The sequence below is a fragment of the Bacillus sp. FSL W8-0183 genome, from assembly GCF_038006825.1.
GTDB classification, from domain to species: domain Bacteria; phylum Bacillota; class Bacilli; order Bacillales; family Bacillaceae; genus Bacillus; species Bacillus altitudinis.
Window position 1 is genome coordinate 605,537 of the sequence record NZ_JBBOVY010000001.1, and the last position, 19,267, is coordinate 624,803.

The 19,267-nt window shown below is 41.5% G+C and carries 20 protein-coding genes and 1 riboswitch; of the genes, 17 read left to right on the top strand and 3 right to left on the bottom strand.

The features are described 5' to 3' along the window. The first annotated feature begins 10 nt into the window (after positions 1 to 10). The 7 genes from NSQ64_RS03100 to NSQ64_RS03130 all read left to right on the top strand — a co-directional run bounded on the left by NSQ64_RS03100 (position 11) and on the right by NSQ64_RS03130 (position 7,047). On the top strand, positions 11 to 655 hold the full coding sequence (locus NSQ64_RS03100; protein WP_341015014.1) for a response regulator: 645 nt from the start codon (positions 11 to 13) through the stop codon (positions 653 to 655). A gap of 124 nt (positions 656 to 779) precedes the next feature. Further along, a complete protein-coding gene (gene dctP, locus NSQ64_RS03105) occupies positions 780 to 2,048 on the top strand; it encodes a C4-dicarboxylate transporter DctP (protein WP_007496516.1) in 1,269 nt (422 codons plus the stop codon). 209 nt (positions 2,049 to 2,257) lie between these two features. Beyond that, the gene (locus NSQ64_RS03110; RefSeq protein WP_007496515.1) at positions 2,258 to 3,280 is read left to right on the top strand and encodes an AI-2E family transporter; all 1,023 of its coding nucleotides are present in this window, start codon (positions 2,258 to 2,260) and stop codon (positions 3,278 to 3,280) included. Between the two features lie 63 nt (positions 3,281 to 3,343). After that, positions 3,344 to 3,477, top strand: a riboswitch (cyclic di-AMP (ydaO/yuaA leader). Positions 3,478 to 3,554: 77 nt separating this feature from the next. Beyond that, complete coding sequence (locus NSQ64_RS03115; RefSeq protein WP_025206789.1) at positions 3,555 to 4,796, top strand: dicarboxylate/amino acid:cation symporter; 1,242 nt, start codon at positions 3,555 to 3,557, stop codon at positions 4,794 to 4,796. A 126-nt stretch (positions 4,797 to 4,922) separates the two neighbouring features. After that, complete coding sequence (locus NSQ64_RS03120; protein ID WP_341015017.1) at positions 4,923 to 5,849, top strand: ABC transporter ATP-binding protein; 927 nt, start codon at positions 4,923 to 4,925, stop codon at positions 5,847 to 5,849. Continuing rightward, positions 5,827 to 6,594 carry an ABC transporter permease gene (locus NSQ64_RS03125; RefSeq protein ID WP_024720482.1) on the top strand — a complete coding sequence of 256 codons (768 nt, stop codon included), beginning with the start codon at positions 5,827 to 5,829 and terminating at the stop codon, positions 6,592 to 6,594. The genes NSQ64_RS03120 and NSQ64_RS03125 overlap by 23 nt, the downstream gene beginning before the upstream one ends. A 117-nt stretch (positions 6,595 to 6,711) precedes the next feature. Further along, positions 6,712 to 7,047 (top strand): hypothetical protein, encoded by a 336-nt coding sequence (locus tag NSQ64_RS03130; protein WP_017366657.1) that lies wholly within the window; start codon positions 6,712 to 6,714, stop codon positions 7,045 to 7,047. 98 nt (positions 7,048 to 7,145) lie between these two features. Here NSQ64_RS03130 and fbpB read toward each other — a convergent pair whose 3' ends face one another. Then, positions 7,146 to 7,295 carry a Fur-regulated basic protein FbpB gene (gene fbpB / locus NSQ64_RS03135; RefSeq protein ID WP_017366658.1) on the bottom strand — a complete coding sequence of 50 codons (150 nt, stop codon included), beginning with the start codon at positions 7,293 to 7,295 and terminating at the stop codon, positions 7,146 to 7,148. A gap of 339 nt (positions 7,296 to 7,634) precedes the next feature. Continuing rightward, on the bottom strand, positions 7,635 to 7,955 hold the full coding sequence (locus NSQ64_RS03140; RefSeq protein WP_008346934.1) for a thioredoxin family protein: 321 nt from the start codon (positions 7,953 to 7,955) through the stop codon (positions 7,635 to 7,637). Positions 7,956 to 8,139: 184 nt separating this feature from the next. Between NSQ64_RS03140 and NSQ64_RS03145 the strand changes: the two genes are divergently transcribed. The 7 genes from NSQ64_RS03145 to NSQ64_RS03175 all read left to right on the top strand — a co-directional run bounded on the left by NSQ64_RS03145 (position 8,140) and on the right by NSQ64_RS03175 (position 15,585). After that, positions 8,140 to 9,222: a D-alanine--D-alanine ligase gene (locus NSQ64_RS03145; RefSeq protein WP_341015020.1), complete on the top strand. Its 1,083-nt coding sequence runs from the start codon at positions 8,140 to 8,142 to the stop codon at positions 9,220 to 9,222. A gap of 81 nt (positions 9,223 to 9,303) precedes the next feature. Further along, complete coding sequence (locus tag NSQ64_RS03150; RefSeq protein WP_341015022.1) at positions 9,304 to 10,668, top strand: UDP-N-acetylmuramoyl-tripeptide--D-alanyl-D-alanine ligase; 1,365 nt, start codon at positions 9,304 to 9,306, stop codon at positions 10,666 to 10,668. 26 nt (positions 10,669 to 10,694) lie between these two features. Beyond that, positions 10,695 to 11,393, top strand: coding sequence for an alpha/beta hydrolase (locus NSQ64_RS03155; protein WP_341015025.1), 699 nt, complete (start codon positions 10,695 to 10,697; stop codon positions 11,391 to 11,393). Positions 11,394 to 11,513: 120 nt separating this feature from the next. Further along, the gene (locus NSQ64_RS03160; RefSeq protein ID WP_113767287.1) at positions 11,514 to 11,852 is read left to right on the top strand and encodes a n-acetylglutamate synthase; all 339 of its coding nucleotides are present in this window, start codon (positions 11,514 to 11,516) and stop codon (positions 11,850 to 11,852) included. 166 nt (positions 11,853 to 12,018) lie between these two features. Next, positions 12,019 to 13,509 (top strand): degradosome RNA helicase CshA, encoded by a 1,491-nt coding sequence (gene cshA, locus NSQ64_RS03165; RefSeq protein ID WP_041507152.1) that lies wholly within the window; start codon positions 12,019 to 12,021, stop codon positions 13,507 to 13,509. 110 nt (positions 13,510 to 13,619) lie between these two features. Further along, positions 13,620 to 14,099 (top strand): PH domain-containing protein, encoded by a 480-nt coding sequence (locus tag NSQ64_RS03170; protein WP_008346922.1) that lies wholly within the window; start codon positions 13,620 to 13,622, stop codon positions 14,097 to 14,099. Further along, complete coding sequence (locus NSQ64_RS03175) at positions 14,089 to 15,585, top strand: PH domain-containing protein (RefSeq protein ID WP_135010069.1); 1,497 nt, start codon at positions 14,089 to 14,091, stop codon at positions 15,583 to 15,585. Before NSQ64_RS03170 ends, NSQ64_RS03175 begins: the two co-directional genes overlap by 11 nt. A 56-nt stretch (positions 15,586 to 15,641) precedes the next feature. Here NSQ64_RS03175 and NSQ64_RS03180 read toward each other — a convergent pair whose 3' ends face one another. After that, entirely contained in the window at positions 15,642 to 16,247 is a 606-nt protein-coding gene (locus tag NSQ64_RS03180; protein ID WP_007496491.1) for a rhomboid family intramembrane serine protease, read from the bottom strand. Between the two features lie 94 nt (positions 16,248 to 16,341). On the opposite strand from NSQ64_RS03180, the gene acpS reads away from it, so the two are divergent. From acpS to alr, 3 genes are all read left to right on the top strand, one after another. Next, a complete protein-coding gene (acpS, locus tag NSQ64_RS03185; RefSeq protein ID WP_178929501.1) occupies positions 16,342 to 16,707 on the top strand; it encodes a holo-ACP synthase in 366 nt (121 codons plus the stop codon). Between the two features lie 160 nt (positions 16,708 to 16,867). After that, positions 16,868 to 17,884, top strand: a complete 1,017-nt coding sequence (locus tag NSQ64_RS03190; RefSeq protein WP_007496489.1) for an outer membrane lipoprotein-sorting protein — start codon at positions 16,868 to 16,870, stop codon at positions 17,882 to 17,884. Between the two features lie 135 nt (positions 17,885 to 18,019). Continuing rightward, positions 18,020 to 19,198: an alanine racemase gene (gene alr / locus NSQ64_RS03195; protein WP_341015031.1), complete on the top strand. Its 1,179-nt coding sequence runs from the start codon at positions 18,020 to 18,022 to the stop codon at positions 19,196 to 19,198. The last annotated feature ends 69 nt before the right edge of the window (positions 19,199 to 19,267 follow it).

The window sequence follows — 19,267 nt, forward strand, 5'->3', positions numbered from 1 at the left end:
AGATGACCCGATGGTGCAAGAAGTCAATAGAGAGTTCATTAAGAGCGTCCCTGGCTTTCAAGTTGCGGCTGTAGCAGGAAATGGCGAGCAGGGCATCCAGCTGATCAAAGACATTCGTCCAGATCTTGTGGTGCTCGATGTGTATATGCCTAAAAAAGATGGCGTCAAAACACTGCAAGACATCAGAAAGCAAAAGATGCAGGTGGATGTGATTGTTATTTCGGCAGCAAAGGACAAAGAGACGATCGGCACCATGCTTCAAAATGGTGCCCGAGATTATATCATTAAGCCATTTAAGTTTGAACGGATGAAAGAATCTCTTGAAAGCTATAAAGCGTTCAAATCAAAAATTCGTACCGCAGCAGAATTTTCTCAAGAGATGCTCGATGATATCATACGAAAGCCTGCAGTTAAGCAGGAAGAGACATGGCTTCCTAAGGGGCTGAATGTGCATACGATGAATGAAATTAAAGCCTATATGCGTCTGCAAGAAGGAGCGCAGTCTGCAGAGGAAGTCGCCAATGCACTTGGGATTGCACGTGTCACGGCACGCCGTTATTTAGACTTCCTTGTAAAAGAAGGCGAGCTGAAATTAGATATGCAATATGGCGGGGTCGGACGCCCTGTGAATAAATATATCGTACATTCTGACTAAGAGACCAAAAAGACCAAAATGTACGATATGTCCATAAGCTTCACAGCCTTTGATGAAATCGCTATCATTTACCTACAGATAACAGTTAAGCGTTTACATCAAAGGGTGAGGGAGTTGATTTTTTATGAAGAGGCTATTGAAGAACCTGACATTTCAGGTCATTGCAGCTGTCATTATCGGGATCATTGTTGGGATGGTTTGGCCAAACGTCGGGAAAGAAATGAAGCCGCTTGGTGACACATTTATTAATGCAGTGAAAATGGTCATTGCACCCATTATTTTCTTAACCATCGTACTTGGGATTGCCAAGATGGGGGATATGAAAAAGGTTGGAAAAGTTGGGGGAAAAGCTTTTATCTATTTTGAAGTTGTGACGACGCTTGCGCTTGTCATCGGACTGTTCGTGGTCAATATCATGAAGCCGGGAGCAGGTCTTGACTATAGTAAGCTTGAAAAAGGGGATGTCTCGCAATATACCCAAAATGGGGGACAGGGTATCGACTGGATGGAGTTTGTCACACACATTGTGCCATCTAACATGGTAGATGCCTTTGCAAAGGGAGATATTTTACAGGTCTTATTCTTCTCTATTTTATTCGGTGTTGCGCTCGCTGCACTTGGCGAGAAGGGGAAAGGCATCATCGAATGGCTTGATAAACTGTCGCTTGTCTTCTTTAAAATCATTGGTTACATCATGCGTGCCGCGCCATTAGGGGCATTTGGAGCAATGGCTTATACAATCGGACACTTCGGTTTAGCTTCAATTAAACCACTGGCTAGTCTGATGCTTTCCGTTTATATGACGATGTTCCTGTTTATTTTCGTCGTGCTGAACATCATTTGTAAAATGTATGGCTTCAGCCTGTTCGGTTACCTCCGTTTTATCAAAGATGAAATTTTAATTGTTCTTGGCACAAGTTCTTCAGAATCTGTCTTGCCAAGAATGATGGATAAAATGGAACGCTACGGGTGCTCTAAGTCGGTCGTTGGACTTGTCATTCCGACAGGCTATTCTTTTAACTTAGATGGAACCTCAATCTACTTGTCCATGGCCGTGGTCTTCTTAGCGCAAGTGTTTGGGGTGGATCTATCCATCGGACAGCAGATCACGATTATCCTTGTTCTGATGCTCACATCAAAGGGAGCAGCTGGAGTCACAGGAAGCGGATTTATCGTGCTAGCTTCTACACTTGCTGCACTTCAGGTTATCCCGCTAGAAGGTCTTGCACTGCTATTAGGGGTCGACCGTTTCATGAGTGAAGGAAGAGCGATTACGAACCTGATTGGAAATGGAATTGCTACAATTGTTGTAGCGAAAAGTGAAGGGGAATTTGACGAAGCGAAGAGTAAAACAGCGCTACAGGAAATGCGAAATATCAAGCAGGCTGTTTAGTATAAAAACAACCAAAAACCGAAACCTTATGTCTACATGGGGTTCGGTTTTTTCTTGTGTAAAAAAAGAAAAAACATAAAAGCTTGATTAATTTAGGACGAATCGTAAGACCTCATTGACCTTTTGTTATATAATTTACAGAAAGATCCGATATAATGAATATGAGATCCAACGAAAAATAGACTTTAGTCCTGGCAGGTGTGTAACGTATGGCGGCATTTTTTAAATTGTTCGAAAAACCTGGTGTCAAGAGGTTTTCAGTATTTGTAGTATTAGCCACAGCATTATATCTATTAAGAGGAATGATGAATTTAATCCTCCTGACCTTCATTTTCACCTTTTTAATGAACCGGTTAGAAGAGGTCATAAGAGGCTTTTTAAATCGCTTCCTGAAAATAGGACAGAAATCAGTCATCACCATTTTGTACATCCTTCTAGCTGGTGGATTGACGTTTGGCGGCTTTGTGTTTGTGCCCATCATTGCTAAACAGGTGGAACAGTTATTTCATTTAGGGAAAAAGATTGCAGATCATCCACAAGATTTACCCTTCTTTGACGTCGTCACCAATGTGTTCGGAGATTTCAAAATATCTTCTTTCTTCGAGAAAGGGTTTAATTTCCTCTATACATACTTAACAGATTTCAGCACGTTCAGTATCCAGGTCATTATGTCCTTAATATTAAGCATGTTCTTCCTGTTCGAAAAGGAACGCCTCATTCAATTCATGAATAAGTTCAAAACGAGTAAAATCTCCGTGTTCTATCATGAAATTGCCTTCTTTGGACGTAAGTTTTCCAGAACATTTGGTAAGGTACTTGAAGCACAGTTCATCATTGCAACAGTTAACTGTGTCTTAACGACAATTGCGCTTGGCATTATGGGCTTCCCGCAATTATTTGGATTAGCGGTCATGGTCTTCTTGTTAGGTTTAATTCCGGTAGCGGGTGTGGTCATCTCCCTCGTTCCACTCAGCATCATTGCGTATACACTTGGAGGCGGAATGTACGTCCTATATATTGTGCTGGTGATCGTGATCATCCATGCCATTGAAGCCTACTTCTTAAATCCAAAGCTCATGTCAGCTAAAACAGAGCTCCCTATTTTCTTCACGTTTATTGTCCTGATCTTTTCTGAACACTATATTGGCATTTGGGGACTGATTATCGGCATCCCAATCTTTGTGTTTATCTTAGATATCTTGGAGGTCACGAATAAGGAAGAAAGTAATTAAAAAGTTCATATGAACCTGTTTACAATTTTCTAAAAATAAGGTATAAATAGTATGAAAATATCATATTACCACACGCTTAATCCTTCTAAAGGAATGGGGGACCCAAGTTTTTGGGGTGAATTTTTCTTATTTAAGAAAAAAGGACATCTCTTCGTCCTAACCCGTCAGCTAACCTCATCAGCGTGAAGAGAGTAGACAGTGGTACACGTATGGACACGCAGGCCCACGAGAAGACTCTCTCGTGGGCCTTTTTGACGAGGAAGGGGAGATTTTAATGAAGCTTGCGACGAAAATTATTATTGCTTTAATTGTAGGTGCAATCACAGGACTACTACTCAACATTTTTGCTCCAAATGTTTTCAAAGTGTTAGACCCTTATTTATTTACACCTCTAGGTCAAATCTTCTTAAACCTGATTAAAATGTTAGTTGTACCGATTGTCTTCTTTTCGATCACACTTGGTGTAGCAGGCCTTGGCGATCCGAAAAAACTTGGCAGAATCGGCGTAAAAACCATTACTTACTTTCTACTCACTACGACTTTTGCCATCATTATTGGCATTTCATTGGCCTTACTTATTAAGCCAGGCGCATTTGGCAATTTTGATACGAAAGCGGCAGAATATTCCGCTGAGGAAGCCCCATCAATGGCAGACACACTACTCAATATTATTCCAACCAATCCAGTCCAATCTCTAGTTGAAGGAAATATGCTTCAAATTATCGTCTTCTGTGTATTTTTAGGTCTTGGCATTGCCTTGCTCGGTAAAAAAACAGAAGGTTTGCTGAAGCTGTTTGAACAAGGAAATGAATTAATGATGTATCTTGTCGGTGTTGTGATGAAATTCGCACCGTACGGGACATTCGGTTTGATCGCAACGGCAATTGGCAGTCAGGGGCTCGATGCCATGAAAGCGATGGGACTTTACTTCTCAGTCGTCTTAATTGCGCTGATCTTGCATTTCTTCCTGACCTATGGGTCAACCGTTGCCCTATTAGCTAAACGAAATCCAATGGCATTCTTCAAAGGATTTTCTCCAGCGATGGTTGTGGCATTTAGTACATCAAGCAGTAACGCAGTACTGCCAGTATCAATGGAAACAGCTCAAAAGCGTTTGAAGGTGCCAGAACCTATTTCAAGCTTTGTGCAGCCGCTAGGTGCGACCATTAATATGGATGGTACAGCGATCATGCAAGGGGTTGCGACTATTTTTATCGCACAAGTGTATGGAGTTGAATTAACCCTTGTTCAAATGCTGACAGTTGTCTTAACGGCAGTACTAGCAAGTATTGGCACAGCAGGTGTCCCAGGGGTAGGGCTCATCATGCTAGCCATGGTTTTAAATTCCGTGAATCTTCCTGTTGAGGGCATTGCGCTGATCCTTGGCATAGACCGCTTATTAGACATGGCAAGAACCGTGGTCAATATTACAGGTGACGCAGCATGTGCGGTGATTGTATCTGAAACCGAGAAGAAACATGAGAAGGAAGCACCAACACCTAATTTATCACTGTAACAACAAAAAGGGCTGACTGGATCAGCCCTTTTTTTCGTGGAACGGCTTGTCTAGCGTGATATACTTTTTACAGGATGAGCGGCCGTAACTGCCGCCATAGGTTTTACATCAGAAGGAGGAACCACTTTGCAGTCTGCTGTTTTACACATAGAGAACGTCGATAAACAAATTGGCCGGCATCAAATTTTACAACATATTTCGATGGACATTAGGCAAGGGGAAATTGTCGGTTTACTTGGACCAAATGGGTCTGGAAAAACGACCTTGATTCGATTGATTGTTGGCTTGATGAAAAAAAACAACGGCCGGATCATCATTAATGGATATTCTCAAGATGATGATCATCTAAAAGCGATGTCATCTGTTGGGGCGATCATAGAAAATCCGGAATTTTATTCATATTTAACAGGTTTTGAAAACCTTGAGCTGTATGCGTCTATGCATGATGGAGTTTCAGAAGAGCGCATTTTTGAAGTGGTAAAAAGAGTTCGTCTGGAGCACGCCATTCACCAGAAGGTCAAAACGTATTCACTAGGGATGAAACAAAGGCTCGGGATTGCACAAGCCATTTTGCATAAGCCCAATCTGCTCATTTTAGATGAACCAACAAATGGGCTTGATCCCGCAGGAATGAAGGAGTTTCGAGAGCACTTGCAAATGCTTGTACAAGAAGAAGGTGTCTCTGTGTTATTTGCTACACATCTTTTGCATGAAGTAGAAGAGCTTTGTGACCGCATGATCATCATCCAAAAAGGACAGATCAAAGCCAATACAAACCTTCGCGACATGGAAGGGAAAGAGCAGGTGCTGATGAATATTCAGCCAGTAGAAAAGGCAGTTTCATGGCTAGATACGCAAGGATATACATATGAACAAAAGGATCAGCATGTACTGGTTCAACTGAATAAAGACCGTGTGCCGGAGCTGAATAAACAGCTTGTCTTAGCAGAATTTGATGTACTTGAAATGACGCCTCAAAAACAATCAATTGAAGAGGCCTTTATGAAATGGACGGAAGGCGGGACGGCAGATGCTTCAACTCATCAAGAATGAACATAAAAAAATCACGAGACAAAAGATCACATTCATTGCACTTGGACTGATTGTTGTCTTTCAATTGACGATGGCTCTAGCATTGAAACGAGTCATTTCCGGGCTTGGCGGGCAAGATACAGTCGCTAACTATTTTGCTTATTCCACGAATGTTGTGTTTATTTTACAAGTGTTCGCTGTCGTGATTGGCGCCACATTGATCTCAACAGAGTTTCAAAAAAGAACCATCAAGTTCTTGTTGATTCGGCCGAAGACAAGGCTTCATATTTTCTTGTCAAAATACATCACTCTTGTGCTGATGGTCCTTTACCTGTTTGTTTTTTATTATGTGTTCGCTTTTCTTTTTGGCCTTATTTTCTTTGGTACTGATTTTGATGAAAGCACTGGGCGGTTATTTCTGCACACATTTGCTGTGATTGGATCACAGTGGGTGGAAGTGGTCATGATGGCAAGCTTTGCTTTTCTGTGCTCAAGTTTGTTTAGAAACAGTCTGATTGCACTTGTGACTTCATTTTTCGTCTTATACGCGGCGAAATCATTAGTGTCGATCATGTCTCTGTTAGAAAATCAGTGGGGGAAGATTCTACTTTTCGCTAATACGGACTTTACACAATACAGTTTTCAAGGTCCGCCGCTCTTTCAGGGCATGAGCCCTCTGTTTTCACTATTCATTGTAGGGGCGCATTTCGTTTTCTTTGTTGGTGCTGCTTGGCTCCTTTTTTGGAAGCGTGATGTAAATGTGTAAAAATTGTGTCAAATAACAAGAAAAATTCGTGACATCTTTGTGAAAACGAGTCTGTATTTCACGATAACCGGCTGGTTTTGTCTTATAATAAGACAGAGTCATGGAGGTGGCACTATCGTGAAAAATTTTATTACGGCTTTACCTATTTTGCTGCTGTTGTCGTTTTCGTTTGTGTCTTTTGCCTTCCAGTTTGATCATCTTGTTTATTTCAGACTAGCGCTAGGGATCTTTTCATTAGCGGGTCTTTTCTTTCTGTATACACTTAAAAGAAACATGAAATGGTTCATGGTCTATTTATATGCGAGCTGGATCGTTCTTGCTGCCGTTACGACATTTGAAGAACCCGTGTTTTCACAATTCTTCTTCGGTGGTTTAACGATGACAATGGGTTATCTAACATATATGCTCATCTATTTAGGAATGAAGCAAGACCGTGTAGCGAAATCACATTAAAACAAAAGCCGATAAAATCGAAGAATAGATTTTATCGGCTTTTTCTTTTCTTCAGGCAAATAAAAAAGCAGCCATCTGTTTGACTGCTCTTCTTGTGTTTATGATTCACGTCCAGCAGCGGCAAGCTGCTTCTGGTGCTTTTTGTCGATGGTTGCGTATATACTTTCCATCATTTTAGGGTCTCGCATGATCGCTTCCTTGTTTTCTTCAATCAATTGCTGATACGTTTTGATTTTCTTCTTAGACATGTAACTCAACGCTCCTTTGGTAGAATGGACTCTATAAGATTTCACACAGATGAAATTGATAATCATTTTCAATTAGCATCTCCATTATACAAAGCAGAATGTCATAAGTAAAGATTCAATTCAGAAAATTCACGTAACCGACATATTCCCATCCATATCGACGATGAATTCTTTCCCAGGAAATAATCCGCTGTCAAACCTTGTCATGAAATCAGATCAAACATTCCTGTCGATGTTGAAACATTTTAGCCGCACATCTCGTCTTATGAAGAGATTTAATTTAAAAGGATATAAAAAAAGACACCAGCATGAGTTGGCTGATGTCTCCATTCAAATGAGTTATGAAACGTGTTCTTGAAGAAACTCTGTTACTTCTTCAGGTGATTTAGCGTTGGCACTGTGTAAATGACCTGTTTTTTCGCCATTTTTGAAAATTAACAGGCTAGGAATTCCCATGACCTGATACGTTTCCGCTAACTCAGGAAAGTCGTCTTTGTTTATTTCAAACCATTCATTCTGAGCATAAGCCTCTAAGATGTCTGGAATGAACATGTCCATTCTAGTGCAATCAGGGCACCATGTCGCAAAGAATTTAACGATGACCTCTTTGTCTGATTGAATGATTTCGTTGAATTGTTCAGTGCTTGTAATTTTTTTCAATTTGTCACAACTCCTTTTCAATGTCATTTTAATATAAAATAAAGGCGAATGACATACAAATGCTCGGGGGGCGCTTACAACCTTTACAAATCATTTCAATTCCGTAACAACAAAAATTAATTAGAGCATTTTTGCTTGAAAGTGATAAGATAGTAAAGATGAATTTTAGTGGGGGGAGTATCCATTGAAAATAAGTTTAGGATTGGTTTACGGCGGAAAGTCAGCCGAACATAATGTATCACTGCAAACAGCCCTTGCAGTTACAAAAGCACTTAACACTGAGAAGTTCGATATACATCCAATTTATATTACAGAAGAGGGCGAATGGCTAAGAGGAGAAAAACTCACTGAACCAGTATCAAACGTCAAAATGCTTCAATTTGAACAAAATGCAAAGACGTTTTTACCAACTTCTTTAAATGAAAGCATGTTTCCACAACCTGCATCTGCTGATGAAAAGATTGATGTTGTCTTTCCATTGCTACATGGGCCAAATGGTGAAGATGGGACCATGCAAGGGTTACTTGAACTATTGAATATCCCGTATGTCGGTAACGGCGTTCTCGCGTCTGCTGCGGGTATGGATAAAGTCATGATGAAAGATGTGTTTGCTCAAGCTGGGCTTGCGCAGGCAAAGCATCTTTCCTTCAATAAAAAGGATTATGAGAAAGCCATATTAGACAGTCTAGAACAGGTAGAAGCAGTTCTCGGTTATCCTTGTTTTGTGAAACCTGCCAACATGGGGTCAAGTGTCGGAATTAGTAAATGCCGCAGCAAAGAAGAGCTGCAAACAGCATTTGATTTGGCTTTCCAATATGATCGTCGTGTTGTTGTGGAAGAAGGCGTTGTAGGACGAGAAATTGAAATTGGTGTATTAGGAAATGACGAGCCGAAATGCTCAGTCGTTGGTGAAATTGCACCTAAAACAGATTTTTATGACTACAAAGCAAAATATGAAGATGGCGATACAGATTTGATCATTCCTGCGAGTGTGTCAGAGGAAGAGTACAAGACGATTCACGATATGGCGATTAAGGCATTTAAAGCCATTGATGGATCTGGCCTCGTACGTGCAGATTTCTTCCTAACAGAAGAAGGCGAAGTGCTGATCAATGAAGTGAATACAATGCCAGGGTTCACACCTTTTAGTATGTTCCCGCTGCTTTGGAAACATACTGGTGTAGAGTATCCTGAGCTGATTGAGAAGCTGGTGTCACTTGCAATTGAACGCCATCAAGAAAAACAAACCATTAAAACCACTTTTTAATGTAAGAAGCAAGCAGACACTATCCTACAGGTAGTGTCTCTTTTCCTTCAAACGTGAAATGAGAAAGAGAGGCGAAAAAACATGATCAAACGTACAGTGAAACAAGTCGCTCAAATGGCTGGTGGCACATTATCGAATGAAGCTTTTGGCGAAGAACAGATACACGGAGTGACAACAGATACGCGAAAAGTATCAAAAGGCGCACTATTTATCCCGCTTATTGGGGAACATTTTAACGGTCACACTTTTGCTTTAAAAGCAGTGGAGCTTGGAGCGGCAGCTGTTCTTTGGAATCAAACAGAAGCGAATCCACCGTTCGGTGTACCTGTCATACTTGTAGAGGATACTTTGACAGCACTCCAACAGCTTGCAAAATCATACTTAAAAGAGGAAAATCCTCGAGTTGTCGGTATTACTGGAAGTAATGGCAAAACAACGACGAAAGATATGATCCATTCAGTCTTACAAACGACATACAGAGTCCACAAAACGGATGGCAACTTTAATAATCACATTGGACTTCCGCTGACCATCCTTGCGATGCCAGAAGGAACCGAGATTGCTGTATTAGAGATGGGCATGAGTGCAAAAGGAGAAATCGAATTTTTATCTAATCTCGCTGAACCTGATGCAGCTGTCATCACCAATATTGGAGAATCTCATATGCAGGATCTAGGATCAAGAGAAGCCATTGCAGATGCAAAATGTGAGATCACAAAAGGGTTAAAAGAGGATGGGACTTTTTATTATTTAGGAGACGAGCCTTTACTCCGCCAAAGAGCAAATGCCCTGGCACGCAGCGTAAAAACGTTTGGAGAATCAGAGGACTGTGATATCAAGGTGATTCACATTCACCAACTCGCTGAAGGCACTGAATTTCAAGTGGAGGGATATGCTCAAGGGTTTCTCATTCCTGTATTAGGGAAACACAATGTAAAGAATGCTCTTGCAGCTATTGCAATCGGCCAGCATTTCGGTCTGAATGAAAGACAAATTGCCCAAGGGCTGATGCAAACGAAATTGACAGGCATGCGTTTAGAACTGTTTAAAACAGATAAGGGCATCACGGTTATCAACGATGCGTATAATGCGAGTCCTACGTCGATGAAAGCAGCGATTGATCTTGTAGGAGATATGGACGGCTTTGCTAACCGCATACTCGTTCTCGGAGATATGCTGGAGATGGGCAGTGAAGAAGAGAACTATCATTTTGAAGTAGGGGAGTACATCAAGCCTGAGTTTATTGATCATGTTTTAACGTTTGGCCGTCTTGGCGCATTCATTGCTGAAGGAGCGAAGAAAGCATTTGGAGACGACCGCGTGTCTTCTTATATGGACAAAGAAGAACTGAAGAAAAAACTTGCGGATGTGGCAGGACCTGACGATGTCGTTCTGGTCAAAGCTTCCCGTGGCATGAGATTGGAAGACGTTATTACTGCACTATAAATCAGATCGGCAAAGAAGGTGACAGGGTGATTGGCTGTCTATGTATACACGGTTTTACTGGTGCCCCGTATGAAGTAGAGCCGCTTGCGGAATATTTAAAGCAGACGACAGATTGGACGGTACAATCTGTCACGCTTCCGGGGCATGGGGAGGAACTTCAGCTCAAAGGCATTCTCTATCAGGAGTGGATTGCCACCGCTGAATTAGAACTCTTATCCCTTTACCGAACATGTGACACCATTTATTTGATCGGCTTTTCTATGGGCGGGATGATTGCCTCATATTTAGCAGCGAAGTATCCAGTGGCCCGTCTTGTTCTGTTAAGTGCTGCTGCTAAATATGTAAACCCAAAACAAATGATTCAAGACACAAGGCAGATGGTGAAGGAATCCTTGTCTGGTTTGATTGATACGAACCCATTGTATGATCGATATCGTCATAAGCTGACGAGTACACCGCTATCAGCTGCTGTAGAATTTATGAAATTGGTGAAGCAAACGAAAGGTTCTCTTGAAAAGCTTCATCTACCTGTCTTGATCGTTCAAGGTGAAAGTGATGGGATCGTCCCCGCTTCTAGTGCGGAATTCATTTATCATAAAATCCCGTCCCGTCAGAAAGAAATGTTCTATTTACCTGATTGTAAACATCACGTTTGTCATGAGCCTTGTGCACAGCAATTGTTTGAGAAAGTCGAACAATTTCTAAAAAAACAATTTAATCTATAGAAAAGCTAAAATGTGGCTAAACTAATATAAATTGAATCCCACTTGTTAAAATTTGCATCATTTTTGTCGAATGAGTGACAGGCCTATGTTACAATAGGTAAGAAAAGGTGGTCGATTCGGTTGTTTCAATATGACGGAAAAACCTTTATCCCGCAGTCTAATTCGAGCAATGGGGAAGTATCGGAAGGAACCATATTTCAATATCGTCAGGACGGGAATATTTTAACGGGCACATATCAAGGCGGCAGTATTCAATCTGGCGTGCTTGTAGGAACTGTGAATATAGACGGAGCACTTCATTTTAGATATCATCATGTAAGTAAGGATGGCAGCATGAGAAGCGGTTCATGTCATTCCACTCCTAAGCAGCTGGATAACGGAAAAATTCAACTGTTTGAAAAGTGGAAATGGATGGACGGAGATCAAAGTGAAGGTGAATCGGTCATTGTCGAGCAGTAGATATATCCATTTCTGTCTTGTTGAAAAACAAATAGTGTAATGGTAAGATATAATGTAGGGTAATTCGGGCTTTGTATATAATGGACCTGTCCTTTCATACAAAGGGCAGTTTTTAATGATCATTCACGAGATTACTGAAACAGCAATTAGAAGGAGTTTGAATAATTTGACTATAACGTTTCAAGATTTTCAATTAAGCGAAAGTCTCATGAAAGCTATTAACCGCATGGGATTTGAAGAAGCAACACCGATTCAAGCGGAAACAATTCCTCTCGGTCTTCAGAATAAAGATGTCATTGGACAAGCACAAACAGGAACAGGAAAAACTGCAGCGTTTGGTATTCCTCTTGTAGAAAAAATCGACCCAGCGTCTCCAAATATCCAAGCGATTATCATTGCGCCAACAAGAGAATTAGCGATTCAAGTATCTGAAGAGCTATACAAAATTGGCCAAGACAAGCGTGCGCGCGTACTTCCGATTTACGGTGGACAAGATATCGGTCGCCAAATCCGTTCGCTCAAGAAAAATCCTCATATCATCGTAGGGACTCCAGGACGTTTACTCGATCACATTAACCGTCGTACAATGCGTCTTCAAAATGTTGAAACAGTCGTGCTTGATGAAGCAGACGAAATGCTAAACATGGGTTTCATCGAAGACATTGAATCGATCCTTTCAAATGTACCAAGTGAACACCAAACACTTTTATTCTCTGCGACAATGCCTGCACCAATTAAGCGCATTGCAGAACGTTTCATGACAAACCCAGAACACGTAAAAGTAAAAGCGAAAGAAATGACTGTATCTAACATCCAGCAGTTCTACTTGGATATCCATGAACGTAAAAAGTTTGATACATTGACTCGTCTTCTTGACATTCAATCACCTGAGCTTTCAATTGTCTTCGGCCGTACAAAGCGCCGCGTTGACGAATTGACTGAAGCACTGAACCTTAGAGGCTATACAGCTGAAGGAATTCATGGTGACTTGACTCAAGCGAAACGTATGGTTGCGCTTCGTAAATTCAAAGAAGGTTCAATCGATGTGCTTGTAGCAACAGACGTTGCAGCACGTGGACTTGATATTTCAGGCGTAACACACGTGTATAACTTTGACGTGCCACAAGATCCAGAAAGCTATGTACACCGTATTGGACGTACTGGACGTGCTGGACGTACAGGTATGGCGATGACATTCATCACACCACGTGAAAAAGATATGCTTCGTGCGATCGAGCAAACGACTAAGCGTAAAATGGATCGTATGAAAGAACCAACACTAGATGAGGCAATCGAAGGACAACAACAAGTAACCATTGATCGTCTGCGCACAATCATCAGTGAAAACAACTTAAACTTCTACATGACAGCAGCTGCTGAATTATTAGAAGATCATGATTCTGTTACAGTGGTTGCGGCTGCCATCAAAATGATGACAAAAGAGCCAGATGCAACGCCTGTTCGTTTGACAGATGAAGCACCAATGGTTTCAAAACGCAATCGTAACAACCGCAGCTCTTCAAAACGTAGAGACGGTGGCGGCGGAGGCGGCTATCGCGGAAAAAGCCGTTCATCTTACGGTGATAAAAAGCGTTCTTCAAATGACCGCAATCGTTCTTCTAACGATCGTCGTCAAAAGAAATCTTATAACAACTAATTCAAAAGCGAATCCTTTGCAGGGTTCGCTTTTTTTAACAGGCCTAATGAAACTTTTTAGGCTTTCTTTCGTAATATATTGATAGAAAAGTAAGAGAATGGGGGAAGAATGTGAGAAAACAGCCGCAACGTCAAATCAGCTTAAATGGATTAAAAGTATGGCGTCTTCAAAATGGAATTATCTCATTGATTTTCTTATTCATCATCATTGGGGTATTTGTAGCTAGTTATTATTTTCAATGGCCATATTGGATTGGAGCCATCCTCATCGGTTTGTGGATTTTACAGGTCATTTTCGGAATCTGGCTCATACCGAAAATCCGCCATCACATCTGGCGCTACGAAGTATTTGAGAACGAAATTGAAATACAGCACGGACTGATTCGTGTCACACGTGTCATTGTGCCAATGGTACGTGTTCAGCATGTGGATACATCCCAAGGGCCGCTTTTAAGGCGCTACCGGTTGGCATCTGTTCAAATTTCTACTGCTGCGACAGTGCATGATATTCCGGCACTGGAATTAGAAGAGGCAGATGAGCTTCGCGATTACATATCTCGATTAGCAAGGGTGACGGAAGATGATGTCTGAACCAAAACGTGTACATCCAATCTCGATGTTCATTGATTTTATATCAGATGCCGTATCCATGATCAAAAACTTCATTATCCCTTTTTTCGTGCTTATTTTTGTGAACTCGAATTCAAGTATTCGTTTTTATGCGTTTATCATTCTTGGTGTGCTTCTTTTATGGAAAGCTGTTTCAACCGTTTTAGCATGGAGACGATTCACCTATCGAATGGAAGACGATGAATTTCGAGTAGAATCAGGTGTCATCACCAAAAAGAAAAAGTATATCTCATTAGAACGAATTCAAACGGTGAATACAAGTGAAGGCATCTTCCAGCGGATTTTCGGTTTGGTTCGGGTGCAAATCGAAACGGCAGGCGGGACGGATGGACCTGAAGTGAGCCTGACGGCCATTACAAAAGCAGAAGCTGAGCAATTAAAGCAATCGATTTTCAACCGGAAGAAAAGCTTGCAACAAGAAGAAATGAATGATGAAAATTTAGATCTCCCTGATCCTCTGACAGCGCAACAGCCTGTAGAAAAAGAAATCAGTGTTTCCTACCGAATGGGTATACCAGAGCTGCTTTTGGCTGCGACCACTTCAAGCGGAATCGGCGTCATTATTTCTGGGTGTCTCGCCATTTACACACAAATAGATGAAATTCTGCCTTTGGACGGATTCTTCAAACGGTTTTCTTTTTTAAGTCATGCGAGTGTTGAGATTTATGCGATTCTCATATTTATTGCCGTATTGATTGCGTGGATTCTTAGTGTTGGGGTAACAGCCCTTCAATATGCGAATTTTACCGCAAAACGAAAAGGGAAAGACATCATCATCACAAGAGGACTCATCGAAAGGCATCAAATGACCATTCCGCTTGCGAGAATTCAAGCAGTGAAAATCAAAGAAAATATTCTGCGTGAACCATTTGGTTTTGCGACGGTCATGCTTGTCAGCGCAGGAGGTTCCATTACAGAAAAAGAGACCTCTTCTGTCTTATTTCCACTCATACGGAAGAAAAAAATCAATGAATTGTTAACGCAATTTACAGATCAATATCAGCTGGCACCAGAAAGTGAATTGAAAAAAGTGCCGAAGCGTTCACTAAAACGTTATCTGATATCTTACGGATTTGTTCCATTACTTGTAGGTATAATCCTTTCTGTACGTTTTCCACCATGGGGATATTTGGCGCTGATTCCATTACCATTTGCCTTGTTTTTTGGGTATTTAGCCTATAAACAATCAGGATATGTGATCAAAGATCAACTGATTCAATTAACGACAAGAGGTATCGGCAAGACCACCGGAATTGTTTTAAGAAAACGAATGCAAAACTATACGATGACCCAATCCTATTTTCAAAAGAAAGGGCGGGTGGCAAGTATTCACACCTTTGTGAAGTCCTCTGCCTTGCTTGATTCCTTTGGTGTGCATCACCTTGAAGAGGAAGATGCTGCACGTGTATGCGATTGGTATTCCTATGAAACGAATCAATCAACTTAAACCAAAAAATGTCGATCAGCTCCCGTTAAACGGAGTGATCGACATTTTTTATGAGCTTAATAGCGTCGTTTTTTTGAATGGAAGAATAGGGTGATCGGTGCTAGGATCATACCGCCTATCAATCCAAATAAGTGGGCCATGATGTTGATGTTCGAGTTGACGAACGTCATAATGACAGAAACGCCGAGAATCGTTAAGATGACCTGAGAATTACCACGGTCCATCATATGCGGTTTAAATAGGACAAGATAAAGATAGACGCCAAATAAACCAAATATCGCACCAGAAGCCCCGACATGTACGTACTCTAAAGGCTCCACCCAATAGGTTCCGAGATTGCCAATGAATCCAGCACCCAGATAAATCACAAGAAATCGAACCTTTCCAAGCAAATACTCAAGTGCTGGAGCGAATAGGAAGAGCGACATGGAATTGAACAGAATATGTGTCAGACTTCCGTGAAGAAAAATAGGCGTTAAAAGCCGCCACCATTCTCCTGCTGCAACACCATAATTAAAACCAACGAGATGGTCCTGCCCAAGCTGGATCATTGGAATAGGGATCGCAAATAAAAGCCATAGGCCGATTTGCAAAGCAAGGATCGCTGTTACGATTGGATACGATCTAATAAATTGTTGAAAGCTCTCCGTTCGAATAAACATAACAAACCCCTTTTGACTAGATAATGGTAAGTTTATAGTAACACGTTTATGAAGCGAACATCCAAATTAGTACGAGTATCATAGGAGGTACCTCATGATTAAAGGAATCGGTATGGATATTGTAGAGATCGGCCGGCTGTCAAGAGTGCTTAGCAGGCAGCCCCGTTTACCAGAACGAATTTTGACTTTACGTGAACAGGAAGACTTTCGCACACTAAGTAAAAAGAGACAGCTGGAGTTTCTGGCAGGCCGTTTTGCGGCGAAGGAAGCATTCGCAAAAGCATACGGTACGGGAATTGGTCAGTATGTCAGCTTTCACGACATCGAGTTACAAAAAGATGCGAACGGAAAACCTCTCATCAAAAGTGAGAAAACAAAAGAAGACTACGTTCATGTATCCATTACACACACAAAAGAATATGCTGCAGCACAAGTTTTAATTGAAAGGTTGTCAAGCTAGTCTGCATATTGTTTGTCCCCCCTTCATATATTGGGTAGTGCGATAAGGAAGGGCGAGTTGCTAACAGGCTTTGATGGTTCGCGGTACGCAGTTAACTCTTGAGGCGTACTGTTAAAGTCAAACAAGCGGTTTCTTCCTTTTAACACAATTAACGAAGGGGTTGAAAAGGGTGAGAAAAAGCTTTGTTTTGCTTGTAACGGGGATCCTTTTTGTACTGATTCTCTCCGCATGCGGTCAAAAATCTCAACAGGATATCGTTGGAGATTTAAACAAAAAGGCAGAGGAAATGACATCATACAAAGCCAAAGCAAAAATGACCATTGAGACAGGAAATGATCCGCAGGAATACCATGTGGAAATTTGGTACAAGAAGCCGGAGCTTTACCGTGTCTACTTAGAAAATCCGAAGAAGGATCAGAGTCAAGTCATTTTAAGAAATGGCAATGGTGTATTTGTGCTGACACCTTCATTAAACAAAAGCTTCCGCTTCCATAGCGATTGGCCGAACAACAGCAGTCAGGTGTATTTATTTGAATCACTTGTGAAAGACATTAAAAATGACAGTGCAGCTCAGTTCAAAGCAAAAGAGTCGAAGTACGTTTTTGAAACAAAAACCAACTATCAGCACAACCAAATGTTGCCGACCCAAGAGATTACCTTTCATAAAAAAACAATGGCGCCTGCCAGTGTGAAAGTACTGGACAGCGATAAAAAGCCAATGGTGAAAGTAGAATTCTCTCACTTTGAATTCAACAAATCCTTTGACAAAGACGCCTTTGATGAGAAGAAAAATATGACACTTTCTCAAATGGATGTTGCCACAAGTGCAGATCCATCTGACAGCTTTGCGGTGAAAACGCCTGTGGATATGCCAGAGGGCGTGAAGAAAATGGAAGAGAAAGAAATGACAACAGATGCCGGGAAGCGTTATGTGATGACGTATGGCGGAAAGAAATCCTTCACACTCATTCAGGAAAAAGCGCGGGTAGCAGAAGCGTCTACGCCTGTGACAATGAACGGCGAGCCAGTCGATCTTGGCATGACAGTGGGTGTTCTGACAGACAAATCTCTTTCTTGGACATCTGATGGAGTTGACTACTTGATTTCTTCAAGTGATCTATCGAAGGAAGAGCTCTTGATGGTTGCAAAGAGTGTAGAAGGACAGTCAGCTAAATAAATACCTCAGGCGAGAGCCTTAGATATGAAAAATCAGCCCTATACAAGGGCTGATTTTCTTTGATTTGTTTCACTTTATTCCTGATTTTTAGTATCATATGAGGGGATTGAATCATTCAATAGGGATGTGTGACGGATGGACACAAACGCCTTTTATAGAGACACATGGGCAGAAATTAATTTATCAGCAATCAAGCATAATGTTTCACATATGAAAGATCATATCGGTCAAAATGTTCAACTAATGGCTGTGGTGAAAGCCAATGCATATGGACATGGAGATATAGAAGTGACAAGAGCTGCTCTCAAAGCAGGAGCAGACGTATTAGCCGTCGCCTTTTTAGATGAGGCCATTTCTTTAAGAAATAAAGGCATCAAAGCACCAATACTGGTACTCGGCGCTGTACCTGCTGAATATGTCAAAGTCGCCGTTCGATACAATGTCATCATGACTGCATACTCCATCGATTGGCTGAGAGACGTCACCAACATGATGAAAGGGCAGATGGGACAGCCTATACGATTTCATTTGAAAATAGACAGCGGAATGAACCGATTAGGTGTGAAAACGATTGAGCAAGTGAACGAAGTGAAAAAGCTTGTCAGCGAGCACTCTTATTTACAGCTGGAAGGCGTATTTACTCACTTTGCGACAGCAGATGAAAAGGATGAGGCCTACTTTGATCGGCAGGTCGACACCTTTCAAACACTGCTTGAGCCGCTTCATACGGACAAACTGCTCATTCATTGCGCCAACAGTGCAGCAGGTCTAAGGTTTAAAGACACTTTATTTAATATGGTTCGTTTTGGCATCAGTATGTACGGGCTGTCGCCGTCGGAAGAAATCAAGGATGAACTGCCTTTCAAGCTCGAAGAAGCTATGTCTCTTCATACAAAACTTGCCCATGTGAAGCACATTCAAAAGGGTGAGAGTGTCAGCTACGGAGCAACGTATACAGCCAATCAAGATACGTGGATCGGCACGGTTCCAGTTGGCTATGCAGATGGATGGATCCGGAAGCTGGCAGGAACGGAAGTACTTGTTGGCGGAAAGCGCCGGAAGATCGCCGGAAGGGTTTGTATGGATCAATTCATGGTTGAACTGAAAGACAAGCTTCCAGTAGGGGAACCGGTCGTTTTAATTGGTAAGCAAGGAGAAGACATGGTACCAGTCGATGAAATCGCTAAAAGACTTGAAACCATTAACTATGAAGTCACGTGCTCGATTGGCCACCGTGTTCCAAGAGTATATATAGAAGACGGCAAAAGAGTGCAAGTGCGGAATCCACTCCTTCAAGGCGGGTCAAGTTTTTAATAAACAACATTCAAAAAGAACGATAGTCAAACTGACTTCGTTCTTTTTTATTCGACAAAAATAGGGTAA

Coding starts and splice junctions, on each gene's coding strand:
- fbpB (WP_017366658.1), bottom strand. CDS start 7,295: ATGTCTAAGAAGAAAATCAAAACGTATCAGCAATTGATTGAAGAAAAC.
- NSQ64_RS03115 (WP_025206789.1), top strand. CDS start 3,555: ATGAAGCTTGCGACGAAAATTATTATTGCTTTAATTGTAGGTGCAATC.
- alr (WP_341015031.1), top strand. CDS start 18,020: ATGGACACAAACGCCTTTTATAGAGACACATGGGCAGAAATTAATTTA.
- NSQ64_RS03150 (WP_341015022.1), top strand. CDS start 9,304: ATGATCAAACGTACAGTGAAACAAGTCGCTCAAATGGCTGGTGGCACA.
- NSQ64_RS03110 (WP_007496515.1), top strand. CDS start 2,258: ATGGCGGCATTTTTTAAATTGTTCGAAAAACCTGGTGTCAAGAGGTTT.
- NSQ64_RS03180 (WP_007496491.1), bottom strand. CDS start 16,247: ATGTTTATTCGAACGGAGAGCTTTCAACAATTTATTAGATCGTATCCA.
- acpS (WP_178929501.1), top strand. CDS start 16,342: ATGATTAAAGGAATCGGTATGGATATTGTAGAGATCGGCCGGCTGTCA.
- NSQ64_RS03100 (WP_341015014.1), top strand. CDS start 11: ATGGTGCAAGAAGTCAATAGAGAGTTCATTAAGAGCGTCCCTGGCTTT.
- dctP (WP_007496516.1), top strand. CDS start 780: ATGAAGAGGCTATTGAAGAACCTGACATTTCAGGTCATTGCAGCTGTC.
- NSQ64_RS03125 (WP_024720482.1), top strand. CDS start 5,827: ATGCTTCAACTCATCAAGAATGAACATAAAAAAATCACGAGACAAAAG.
- NSQ64_RS03175 (WP_135010069.1), top strand. CDS start 14,089: ATGATGTCTGAACCAAAACGTGTACATCCAATCTCGATGTTCATTGAT.